The following is an 11,442-nucleotide window of genomic DNA, read 5'->3' on the forward strand; positions in this document are numbered from 1 at the left end:
TTGCCTTTTTATGTTTGTGAGAGTTGGAGGATTAAATGGCAGTTGCTGCTAATAAACGCTCTGTGATGACCTTATTTTCTGGTTCATCTGATTTGTACAGCCATCAGGTTCGTATCGTGTTGGCTGAAAAAGGCGTCAGTGTTGAAATCACTCAGGTTGATCCCGACAATTTGCCTGCTGAATTGATGGAGCTAAATCCATACCACACAGTTCCTACTCTAATCGATCGTGAACTTGTGTTATATGAATCGCAAATTATTATGGAATACCTAGATGAGCGCTTCCCGCATCCTCCCCTTATGCCGGTTTATCCTGTTGCACGCGGCACCAGTCGTTTAATGATGCACCGCATCAAAAATGATTGGTACAGCCTAGCAGATATCATCATGACGGGAACGCCTGAGCAAGCACAAGCAGCTCGCGCTAAGCTGAAAGAGTCACTCACTACGGTAGCTCCAGTGTTTGATGAAATGGATTATTTCATGAGCGAAGAGTTCACCTTAGTTGATTGTTACATGGCTCCATTATTATGGCGTTTACCTGAATTAGGTATTGAACTAAATGGTCCTGCTATGAAGGGCATGAAAGGCTATATGATCCGTATTTTTGATCGTGAGTCGTTCCAAGCTGCGCTAACAGAAGCAGAACGTGACATTCGCGTTCTTATCTAGTTATGAGTGAAATGACCCCAAATCGCCCTTATTTACTAAGGGCATTTTACGATTGGATCTTGGATAACGAATGTACGCCTCATCTGGTCGTCGATGCGTTATTGCCACATGTTGTGGTGCCCGAGCAATTTGTTAAAGACGGTAAGATAGTGCTTAACATTGCGCCGAGTGCGGTTACTGCGTTTGATATGGATAATGAAGCGGTTAGCTTTAATGCCCGCTTTTCTGGTTCGCCATTTCAAGTCTATATCCCGATATATGCTGTAGAAGCGATTTATGCCCGTGAAAATGGTGCTGGTACCATGTTTCCGGCAGAACCTGCTTATGATGAGCAGCTAGCACAGCAGCAACCTCCTGAGCCGCCAGAGCCAACAGTGCCAGTTAAAGGCAAACCGGGTTTACGAGTCGTAAAATAAACCAAAAAAAACCGCTAGCAGCGGTTTTTTTATATTTAAACAATATCTCGAGAGAGTTATTTCTCTGGAATATACTCAAATACTTTTATGACTTGTTTAACGCCATTAACATGGCGTGCAACTTCAACGGCCTTGTTGGATTCTTTCTCCGTGACGAGACCGATTAAGAAAACTTCAGCATCTTCAGTCACGACTTTGATCCGCAGTGAAGCGATTTCAGGCGTGTCTAACAGCAGGGATTTAACCTTAGTGGTGATCCAAGAGTCAGTGCTTTGTTTACTTAAGCTAATGGGCTTACTTAATCTTATTTCACTAAATACGCGTCTAACCCCATCAATATTTTTCACCATGTTTTCAACTTGGCTTTTATATTGGCTATTAGGGGTTTGACCCACTAAGAGTACGTTGCCGTTATAAGCAATGACGGCAATACGTGAGGATTGATACAGAGGAAGATCGGCTTTGATTGCGTTATAAGCTTTAGATTCAATACTTTCGTCATTCATCTGTACAGCAACGCTGCGACCATCGCCAGCCACAGAAGCGGTTCCCGCTGCGCCAGCGACAATGACACCGGCACAACCTTGCAATAGGGTTAGGCTGCTAATTAAGCCTGCTAGTAATAACTTTTTCATGGTAATACTCAACTTCCGGTTGAAAACAAGGTTTGGTCAATTAAATCACTAATACAATTCAGTACAAACAGGTGCATTTCTTCAATGCGACAACCTTTTGGCGATGGGGTACGGATTTCAACATCGGTTTCACTCAATAGCCCCGCCATTTCACCGCCATCACCTCCAGTTAAGGTGACAATCTTCATATCGCGGCTAACTGCTGCTTCAACCGCTTTGATGACATTTCGACTGTTACCACCATGTGAGATGGCTAACAAAATATCGCCGGCTTGGGCTAAGGCTCGCACTTGTTTAGCATAGATCTCATCAAAGTGAGTATCGGTCGCGATAGCGGAGATCAGCGTCGAATCAGGGGTGATCGATATTGCTGGTAGGCTTGGTCGCTCGGTCTCAAATTTGTTCAGTAGATGAGAAGCAAAAATCTGGGCAAGTGCGGCATTGCCACCATTACCACAGACAATGATCTTATTACCGCTTAACAGGCTATGCACCATCATCAAGGCGGCTTTTTCGATGTATTCAGGTAATGCTTCTGCGGCGGCAATTTTAGTTTGAATGCTTTCGGTAAAGTTTTCTTTAATTTTATCGCGCACTGTAGCTTACTCCTGGAATGCGTTTTTCAGCCAAATTGGCTCAGCGGCTGATTCGAAGGCGATAATATCGAAACGACAATAGACTTCAAAGGGTTTTTGACTAAGGTAGTGTTTTGCTGTTTTTATGATGCGTTTTTGCTTGCTTGTTGTTACCGATGCGAGTGAACCACCAAAATCACTGGTACTTCGATAGCGAACCTCAACAAAAACAATAGTGTCGCCATCTTGCATTATCAGATCTATTTCGCCAAAGCGGCATTGATAATTTTGGGTGATGGGCTTCAAGCCAGCCGCAGTTAAAAACTGGCTGGCTTGTGCTTCATAATGATCGCCAATTTGACGCTTAATATTCAGCCTCATTGTCGAATGTGTCTTGGCTATTTCCTTCAATTTGTGTTTCAGGCTCAACCAATATTTCTTCATCAAAGCTGATCCGACTTTGCTCATCGAGTAGATTGTTTAGGCTATTATCATCAACCGATTTAGCCGTGCCGTATTGATTACTGTTTTGATCTCGACTAATCGTTTGCTCAGAGACGAGTACTCGTTCGCCGTTTTGATAAGTGGCCCACGCGAGGTAATTATCAATATTGGCATCGCCATTTAACTTTAACGCCCCAGAAAGCCCTTGTACTTGATAGTCAGGATCGGCGCGAAGTGCTGGCAATTCAGCGACCAGCTGCCATGCATCAATCCCCAGCGCATAGAAGCGTAAATCGTCGAGGCTACGATCTGGCCACAACATTTGCGCTTCGGTTAACACTGGGTTGTCTGGCTCAAGAATAATAGGTAAGTCGCTGTACAACACACCTGTTAAATCTTGCTTCTCCGAATGGTTCATATTGGCTGGGTGGCTTCTGGCACCGGAGTAAATTTGAATTGGCGGTAATCTTGGGTCAACCGTGACATCAAGAAATGGCTTAAACATGCGTAATTCAATTGGCTGTGCAACAACATAAAATGCATCGATATCTTGACGATGACGAGTTTGAGTTTCTGCATCAAACGCCACTTGTTGGCGAATACGGTTAGCGCGGTCGCGGCTCAGCTCTCCATGCATTAAACTCGGCACGAAAGATTGTAGTTGGTTACGATCGATAAAGTAGTGGATCTCTGGCTCATAACCGGTCAACTCTTGCCATTTATCACTAAAAGCCGTCGCCATGCGGGTACCAAAGCTGCCCTTAGCTGCGACCACTACCGGGTAGGTTCTGCCGTCGTTAAACATTTTTTGCGCGGTTTGTTCGGCTTCACCTTCTGGAGACAAAGAGAAGAAGAACTGCTGCGGATTTTGTGGCATACCTTCAAAACGGTTCAGAGCGAGCATAGGCAATTGAGTGTTGATGGCAACAAGGCGCTCAACATTGCTTTTCAGTAATGGACCTACGATAAAGTTACTGCCTTGGTTGATCGCATTTTGGTATAAGGTTTCTAAATCGTTGGCATTGGTGTCGTAAAAATTAACGACTGAGATTGAATTACTGTCGGTGTAAGCCTTTAACATACCATCTCGGATGGCTTGGCCTTGCACTTGATACTTACCTGTTAAAGGTAAAAATACCGCAATGTTGTCCGTTGTGATGGGCTGTACATTAAAGCCTTGTAATAAAGCCGTTGGTGCGAATGTCGCAGCGGGATGCGCCACGTACTCACTTTGCCAAAACGCAACTTGTTGCTTTAGGACGTCGGGTTGAATACTAAACTGCTTGTAAATCAAGCCTAACTCAAGCCAAGCCTTGGTGTTTGCATCAACTGCATTTTGGCTAAGCTGTTGCAGCTCGTCTTGGTTATGGATAGTAAGCAATCGCCAAATTTCATCATTATTACCTTGAATTTCTTCGGCTGAGCTTAGGTATTCTCCAAGTTGGATCAAACTCAACATGGCTGGGGTATTTTGGCCAAGATTAAGCTCGGCACGGCTTTTGGTTTTTAAATAACCCGGCCACGCTTGAGCGGTTAAATACTGGCTATCAACTAAGCGTAAAAACTCTAACGCGCGAGTAGAGTTACCTTCAATAGCAAAACTTTGCGCTTGAATCAGACTTTTTTCAGTGTGCTGTTGCGGTGACAATGGCAATTTATCTAGTTGTTGTAATACCGCAAGTGCTTGCTGGGTATGACCGCCAGCCAAAAAAGAACGAGCCGCAAGTAGTTGCCAGTTAATGTTGTTTGCACCTTGAGTTTTGGTGGCTTGCTCTAAGTAATAGTCTGAAGTGGCCGTTAAAGGAGCCATCACGGCTGGCGGCGTTAATTCACTCGCACTCTTCGATTGCTCTGTAGTTGTACAGGCACTTAATGTGAGAAGGGTCGCCAAACAAAGGCTGCTGCGTGTTACACTAAAAGACTTAAAAAAAGAGTTCAAAACCATTAGTTCATTTTTCCACTGTAAATGTGTGCATAGTTTAATCGCCTGATGTTTTTTTAACAATGACTGTGGCGCGAACAGCGGGAAATTATTCAGTATTACGATATATTGCTTCGCAAATTTGATTGCCAGCGACAAAAATCTAAACAAAACAATCACTCGGCTTTGTTGCCAAGACAGGATGAATAACACAATGTTAGAAACCGCTACCTTATTTATTGTGCCTACCCCGATTGGCAATATCAAAGACATCACAGAGCGTGCCCTTGAAGTGTTAAACCAGGTTGATCTTATTGCTGCTGAAGATACCCGCCATACCGCCAAGCTATTGAATCATTATCAAATCAGTAAACCTTGCTTTGCACTGCATGATCATAATGAGCAACAAAAGTCGGCGGCCTTGATTGCAAAAATGCAACAAGGGCAATCCATTGCGCTCGTCTCAGATGCTGGAACACCACTTATCAGTGATCCGGGTTATCATTTGGTAAATGATTGTCGTGCTGCCGGTATCAATGTAGTACCGCTTCCTGGCCCTTGCGCGGCGATCACGGCGTTAAGTGCGTCAGGCTTACCATCGGATCGCTTTTCATTTGAAGGCTTTTTGCCAGCCAAAGACAAAGCAAAGGTCGATGCATTAACCGCACTGGCGGAAGAAACACGCACCATGATTTTTTATGAATCGCCGCGCCGCGTACTGGATACGGTAGAAAAAATCATTGCTGTCATGGGGCCTGAGCGAAAAATCACCTTAGCACGAGAGCTCACTAAGACCTTTGAAACGATTCATGGCGGCCCCGCAGGTGAGGTGTTGCCTTGGCTAATGGCTGATGACAATCGACTACGCGGAGAATTTGTTTTGTTAATTGGCGGCTTTAAACCCGATCCTAACGCATTAACTCAACCCGTTGTTCAGACATTAGCCTTATTAACGAAAGAGTTACCATTAAAAAAAGCAGCCGCACTGACAGCAGAAATTCATCAAGTGAAAAAGAATGCGCTCTATAAGTGGGGGCTAGATAATTTATCGTAGGCTTATCCTTAATTGCTATTTGGTATTAGCATCGTTATAATCCGCGCCCTGAGTTGGCTAGACCGTCGTCGCTTGTTCATTTCGGTGAATAAGGGGAGGAAAGTCCGGGCTCCACAGGGCAGGGTGCCAGCTAACGGCTGGGGGGCGCGAGCCTACGACAAGTGCAGCAGAGAGAAGACCGCCTAAGCGCATAGCGCCGGTAAGGGTGAAAGGGTGCGGTAAGAGCGCACCGTACCGCTGGTAACAGTGTGTAGCAGGGTAAACTCCACCCGGAGCAAGACCAAATAGGCTTCCTTACGGTATGGCCCATATCGGAAGCGGGTAGGTTGCTTGAGCCAGTGAGTGATTGCTGGCCTAGACGAATGACGGTTCACGACAGAACCCGGCTTATCGGCCAACTCACCAAATCTAACCAGGTAGACAATTGTCTACCTGGTTTTTTTTGCCATAAAAATCAGTCTCTCAGCATTTTATGAGAATGTAAGTCTTTGTTGAGGATGAATTATTTTTAATATTTATCAAATGTTGTAAAAATTAATCATCTTCCCTACCTGTTAAATACATCTAAATCATAGGCTTCCATATTGTGCTGAGAAAATAAACAAAATAATGCGACATGGAATCAAGATCCTTACTTGCATTGGTTGAAAAGCGCCTTAAAATTAGCTTTTGTGGGAAAAAGTGTAGATTTGTGGGAATTTGACTTAGAGTAAGGACACCATCACGTGTTACGCGGTGCTCAAGGAATTAACCTTGATAGTAAAGGGCGTTTTGCCATACCAACGAAATACCGCGACTGGCTGTTTGATGAATGCCAGGGACAACTTGTGTGTACCGTCGATATCTGCAGCCCAAGTTTGTTGCTTTACCCACTGCATGAGTGGTTGGAAATAGAAAAAAAGCTCAGCAAATTGTCTAGCATGCAACCCCAAGAGCGACGCTTACAGCGACTGCTGCTCGGTTACGCCACCGACTGTGAGCTAGATAAAGCGGGTCGGATTTTGCTAACAGCACCGTTACGACAATACGCAGGGCTAGATAAAAAAATGATGTTGGTTGGCCAACTCAATAAATTTGAACTTTGGGATGAAGCGAAATGGCTAGAGCAAGTTGAGCAAGATGTGATGGCTCAGCGGCTCAATAGCGAAGCGCTTTCTGAAGGATTACAGGAATTTTCTCTTTAATGACAACAGAATTTGTCCACACCACAGTATTGCTTAATGAGGCCGTTGCTGGGTTAAATATCAAACCCGATGGCATCTATGTCGATTGCACCTTTGGTCGCGGCGGTCATTCACGCCATATCTTGTCTCAACTTGGTGAAGGCGGACGCCTCATCGCCATTGATCGCGATCCCCAAGCCATTGCGGTAGGTAATGCACTTGCCCAGCAAGATCCCCGTTTTCAAATTGTTCATGGTCCGTTTTCTGGCTTGGCGCAATATATAGAAGAGCTAGGGTTAACCGGAAAAGTGGATGGCGTTTTAATGGACTTAGGCGTTTCCTCGCCTCAGCTTGACGATGCCGAGCGCGGTTTTAGTTTTTTGCGTGATGGACCGCTTGATATGCGAATGGATCCTACTTCAGGAATTAGCGCGGCGGATTGGCTGGCCAAAGCCGATGTTGATGATATCGCTTGGGTGCTTAAAACCTTTGGTGAGGAGCGCCATGCCCGCAAAATCGCCCGCGCTATCGTGATGGATAGAGTAGAGCGTGAACCTTACACTCGCACTAAACCATTAGCAGAGATGATTGCTCGGGTTAATCCCAGTAAAGAAAAAAACAAGCATCCTGCCACTCGCACCTTTCAGGCGATTCGCATTTATATCAACAGTGAGCTGGAAGAAATCGATCGAGCATTAATGGGCTCCCTTGATGTGCTTAAGCCCGACGGGCAGCTATCGGTGATCAGCTTTCATTCATTAGAAGATCGCATGGTTAAACGCTTTATTCGCAATCAAGAAAAAGGGCCGGAAGTGCCAGCGGGGCTGCCATTAACCGAAGAGCAATTAAATCAGGGGCGCACCTTAAAATCTGTGGGTAAGGCAATTAAACCCAGCAAGGAAGAGATTGAGCAAAATCCAAGAGCGAGAAGCTCGGTATTAAGAGTCGCAAAAAGATTAGCATGATTTTTAAACCCAGTTTGTTACAAATTGTTGTTAAAGACTTGCTTAAATACAAGTTTACCTTGTTATTAGCGCTAGCTGTTGCGGCTAGCGCTTTTGCCGTTATATTAGCGACCCACGAAACGCGGTTAATGACGGCCAAACGTGAAACGCTTCGAGCGGAAAAAGACAACCTAGATATTGAGTGGCGCAATTTATTGCTAGAGCAAAACGCCTTAGTTGAACATAGCCGTATTCGGCGTATTGCCAATGAGCAATTAAACATGCATAGGGCGATAGGAGAATCTGAGCAGGTGGTTGAATTACCATGATAAAGCGTAATCCGAAAGCAAAACCTAACTTCATTAACTGGCGCTTTATGACAGTGTCGGTGGTGATTGTGTTGGTGTTTGTTTCGTTGCTAGCTCGGGCTGCCTATATTCAAATTATTGAACCAGATAGATTGCAGAAAGAAGGTGATTTACGCAGTTTACGCACGACTTCAACCCAAGTTCAGCGCGGTATTATCAGTGATCGCAATGGCGAGCCATTAGCCATTAGTGTACCGGTACAAGCGGTATGGGCCGATCCTAAGGTGATCCACGAGAAAGGCAGTTTAAGTAATACTAAGGCTTGGCATGCTTTATCGGATGTCTTGTCGGTAGAAACCGACAAGCTGATGGAGAAGGTGAAGAACCCGAAGAAACGCTTTATTTACCTTAAGCGTCAAGTGAGTCCGGCAATGGCGCAGTACGTTAATCAACTGGCCTTACCGGGGGTTTACCTCAAACCAGAATCACGCCGTTTTTATCCAACAGGTGAAATCAGCTCGCAAATTATTGGCTTCACCAATATCGATGATAAGGGCCAAGAAGGCATTGAAAAAGCATACGACGACTGGCTAACCGGTATTCCTGGCCAGCGTAAGGTGCGTAAAGATCGTCATGGTCGCGTCATTGAGGACATCGCTGTGGTTAAAGAAGCGCAGCAAGCCAAAGACATTACTTTAAGCATCGATCAACGGATCCAATCCATTGCTTATCGCGCATTGAAAAAATACGTTAAGTTAAACCGCGCCACGTCTGGCTCTGCCGTGGTGATCGATGTCACCAATGGTGAAGTGCTGGCTATGGTGAACTCGCCGTCGTTTAATCCCAATAACCGCGGTCAATATCAGAGTTTTCGAGTCCGTAATCGAGCCATTACCGATACTTTTGAGCCAGGCTCAACCGTGAAGCCTTTTGTTGTTGCTAGCGCATTGATTAATGATGTTGTTGAGGTTGATGAGATAATAGATACCTCGCCGGGTTGGATGCGAATAGGTGGTCGTCGTGTAGCCGATCATCGCAATTACGGTAAGATGGATTTAACCACTGTTTTACAAAAATCGAGCAATATCGGGGTGAGTAAATTAGCCCTTGAGCTAACGGCGCCGCGCTTGCAGCAGACCTTTGCCGATGTGGGTCTTGGCTCAGATACAGGGATCGAGCTAATAGGTGAAACCTCGGGACTGTTACCAAATCGCCGTCGCTGGTCAGATTTTGAATTAGCCACCATGTCGTTTGGTTACGCCATTACCGCTAACACCTTACAGTTAGCGCAAGCTTATGCGATTCTCGGCAGTGGCGGCGTGAGTTATCCTTTGTCGATGATCAAGCGCGACCAAGCCCCCCAAGGTGAACAAGTTTTGCCAAAAGAAACCGCGCTGCGCGTTGTGAGTATGTTGGAAAGTGTGACCCAAAAAGGCGGCACAGGTACGCAAGCTCAAGTAGAAGGTTATCGCGTAGCAGGTAAAACCGGTACCTCTCGTAAAGCCGTAGCAGGCGGTTATGGCGACGATTATGTGGCTGTATTTGCGGGTGTAGCGCCCGTTTCTAATCCACGTCTAGCCATAGCGGTTATCGTCAACGAGCCCAAAGGGGATCGTTATTACGGCGGTGATGTGGCAGCTCCCGTGTTTGCGGATGTAATGGGCGGCGCGTTGCAGTTACTAAATGTGCCTCCCGACGATAAAGCGGTGCGCTTAAGTCGTCAGCGTCCGGCTCATGACGATTCAATTCAGGAGCAATAATGATGCAATTATCTGACATTTTAGATTCGCTCGCCCCTGAACTAGGCCAAATTAGTTTGACCGGTTTATGCCTTGATAGTCGCAAGGTTAAACTCGGTGATGTGTTTGTTGCCATTAAAGGCTCGCAGCAAGATGCCGCGGCGTTTGTTCCTCAGGCACTAGCCAATGGCGCAGTGGCGGCTTTAGTTGAAACCGAGCAACCAGAGCAAGATCGCCAATATCAACTAGGGCCTAAGGGACAGGCTATTATCTCGATTTATCAGCTGTCGCAGCAGGTTTCAGCCTTGGCGGGGCATTTTTATCAACACCCTGGCGACAAGATGACCTTGGTTGGGGTGACCGGAACCAATGGTAAAAGTACGATTTGTTGTTTAATGGCTAACTGGTTGACCTTATTGGGTCAACGAGCAGGTGTGCTAGGCACCATAGGCAATGGTTTATATGGCCAGCTAGTGGCAGGCCTAAATACCACAGGAAGCCCTATCGAAATTCAGCATGAGTTGGCCAAGATGCAACAACAAGGTGCATCATGTGTGGCAATGGAAGTGTCATCCCATGGTCTAGATCAGCATCGCGTTGCGGCGCTGCCTTTTAATACCGCGATTTTTACTAACCTAACCCGAGATCACCTAGATTACCATGGCTCTATGGCTGCTTATGGCGCGGCTAAGCGACGCTTATTTGAGTTTAGTTCCTTGCAGCATAAAATTATTAACTGCGATGACGAGGTTGGCTTAGCGTGGTTAAGTGAGATGCCGGACGCAATCAGCGTTGGGTTTGGGCTACCCGCCTCGCATCAAGGTAAATTTTTACAGGTCACCTCGGTGCAATATTTAACTCATGGCCTGCAGTTCGATTTTGTGTCTAGTTGGGGTGAGGGACAAATTCAAGCGCCCTTGTATGCTCAGTTTAACGTGTTTAATTTGGCTTGCGTTTTAACCGCACTCCTTTGCCAAGGGATTGAACTTCAAGATTTGATCCAAACTGCGCCTAAGCTATCGCCAGTTGATGGGCGCATGGCTCGCTTTATTGCCGACAATAAGCCTACGGTGGTCATTGATTACGCTCATACTCCAGATGCACTCGCTCAAGCTTTACAAGGGCTGGCGCTACATTGTGATGCCAAATTGTGGGTGCTATTTGGTTGTGGTGGCGATCGCGATAAAGGTAAGCGCCCATTAATGGCGCAAGCCGCACAGCAATATGGCGATCAAGTCATTGTCGTGGATGATAACCCTCGTACTGAGCCTGCTGCTGATATTGTGGCCGACATCATGGCTGGATTTACCAGTCCAGAGCAAGTCAAAGTCATTCATGACAGAGCCACTGCTATTGCTTATGCGCTGGCAAATGCTGCGCCATCCGATGTGATTTTAGTGGCGGGTAAAGGCCATGAAACATATCAAATTATTGGTAAGCAAACGTTATATTACAGCGACCGTGATACGGTCGAATCTTTGTTGCAGGAGTAAGGCCATGTTGATTGAGCAATTACATCCTGATTTTAACTTAATGGTCATTAATAGGTTTATGACTTTGTCTATGGCTTCG

12 protein-coding genes and 1 other RNA gene are annotated in these 11,442 nt (G+C 45.8%); 9 read left to right on the forward strand and 4 right to left on the reverse strand.

The window, feature by feature from the left end; genetic code table 11:
• Positions 1–35: 35 nt before the first annotated feature.
• Together sspA and ACK8OT_RS07765 are read left to right on the forward strand one after the other, a co-directional pair.
• Positions 36–671 carry a stringent starvation protein SspA gene (sspA, locus tag ACK8OT_RS07760; RefSeq protein ID WP_410195930.1) on the forward strand — a complete coding sequence of 212 codons (636 nt, stop codon included), beginning with the start codon at positions 36–38 and terminating at the stop codon, positions 669–671.
• 11 nt (positions 672–682) lie between these two features.
• The gene (locus ACK8OT_RS07765; protein ID WP_410195931.1) at positions 683–1,087 is read left to right on the forward strand and encodes a ClpXP protease specificity-enhancing factor; all 405 of its coding nucleotides are present in this window, start codon (positions 683–685) and stop codon (positions 1,085–1,087) included.
• Positions 1,088–1,143: 56 nt separating this feature from the next.
• Here ACK8OT_RS07765 and dolP read toward each other — a convergent pair whose 3' ends face one another.
• Genes dolP through ACK8OT_RS07785 form a run of 4 tightly spaced genes read right to left on the reverse strand, consistent with a single transcriptional unit; the run spans position 1,144 to position 4,632 of the window.
• Positions 1,144–1,722 (reverse strand): division/outer membrane stress-associated lipid-binding lipoprotein, encoded by a 579-nt coding sequence (gene dolP, locus ACK8OT_RS07770; protein WP_410195932.1) that lies wholly within the window; start codon positions 1,720–1,722, stop codon positions 1,144–1,146.
• Positions 1,723–1,730: 8 nt separating this feature from the next.
• Positions 1,731–2,318 carry an SIS domain-containing protein gene (locus tag ACK8OT_RS07775; protein ID WP_410195933.1) on the reverse strand — a complete coding sequence of 196 codons (588 nt, stop codon included), beginning with the start codon at positions 2,316–2,318 and terminating at the stop codon, positions 1,731–1,733.
• Between the two features lie 6 nt (positions 2,319–2,324).
• Positions 2,325–2,678 carry a YraN family protein gene (locus tag ACK8OT_RS07780; RefSeq protein WP_410195934.1) on the reverse strand — a complete coding sequence of 118 codons (354 nt, stop codon included), beginning with the start codon at positions 2,676–2,678 and terminating at the stop codon, positions 2,325–2,327.
• Positions 2,662–4,632, reverse strand: coding sequence for a penicillin-binding protein activator (locus ACK8OT_RS07785; RefSeq protein WP_410195935.1), 1,971 nt, complete (start codon positions 4,630–4,632; stop codon positions 2,662–2,664). Before ACK8OT_RS07785 ends, ACK8OT_RS07780 begins: the two co-directional genes overlap by 17 nt.
• Positions 4,633–4,876: 244 nt before the next feature.
• On the opposite strand from ACK8OT_RS07785, the gene rsmI reads away from it, so the two are divergent.
• The 7 genes from rsmI to murE all read left to right on the forward strand — a co-directional run bounded on the left by rsmI (position 4,877) and on the right by murE (position 11,363).
• Entirely contained in the window at positions 4,877–5,716 is an 840-nt protein-coding gene (gene rsmI / locus ACK8OT_RS07790; protein ID WP_410195936.1) for a 16S rRNA (cytidine(1402)-2'-O)-methyltransferase, read from the forward strand.
• A gap of 49 nt (positions 5,717–5,765) precedes the next feature.
• Positions 5,766–6,122: RNase P RNA component class A (gene rnpB / locus ACK8OT_RS07795), an RNA gene on the forward strand.
• Positions 6,123–6,441: 319 nt separating this feature from the next.
• Positions 6,442–6,900 (forward strand): division/cell wall cluster transcriptional repressor MraZ, encoded by a 459-nt coding sequence (gene mraZ, locus ACK8OT_RS07800; RefSeq protein ID WP_410195937.1) that lies wholly within the window; start codon positions 6,442–6,444, stop codon positions 6,898–6,900.
• Positions 6,900–7,844, forward strand: coding sequence for a 16S rRNA (cytosine(1402)-N(4))-methyltransferase RsmH (gene rsmH, locus ACK8OT_RS07805; RefSeq protein WP_410195938.1), 945 nt, complete (start codon positions 6,900–6,902; stop codon positions 7,842–7,844). Before mraZ ends, rsmH begins: the two co-directional genes overlap by 1 nt.
• Complete coding sequence (gene ftsL, locus ACK8OT_RS07810; RefSeq protein ID WP_410195939.1) at positions 7,841–8,152, forward strand: cell division protein FtsL; 312 nt, start codon at positions 7,841–7,843, stop codon at positions 8,150–8,152. The genes rsmH and ftsL overlap by 4 nt, the downstream gene beginning before the upstream one ends.
• Complete coding sequence (locus ACK8OT_RS07815; RefSeq protein WP_410195940.1) at positions 8,149–9,891, forward strand: penicillin-binding transpeptidase domain-containing protein; 1,743 nt, start codon at positions 8,149–8,151, stop codon at positions 9,889–9,891. The genes ftsL and ACK8OT_RS07815 overlap by 4 nt, the downstream gene beginning before the upstream one ends.
• Entirely contained in the window at positions 9,891–11,363 is a 1,473-nt protein-coding gene (murE, locus tag ACK8OT_RS07820) for a UDP-N-acetylmuramoyl-L-alanyl-D-glutamate--2,6-diaminopimelate ligase (RefSeq protein WP_410195941.1), read from the forward strand. The genes ACK8OT_RS07815 and murE overlap by 1 nt, the downstream gene beginning before the upstream one ends.
• The last annotated feature ends 79 nt before the right edge of the window (positions 11,364–11,442 follow it).

It is taken from the genome of Motilimonas thetidivivens (assembly GCF_046452435.1).
GTDB lineage: Bacteria > Pseudomonadota > Gammaproteobacteria > Enterobacterales > CBDFNC01 > Motilimonas.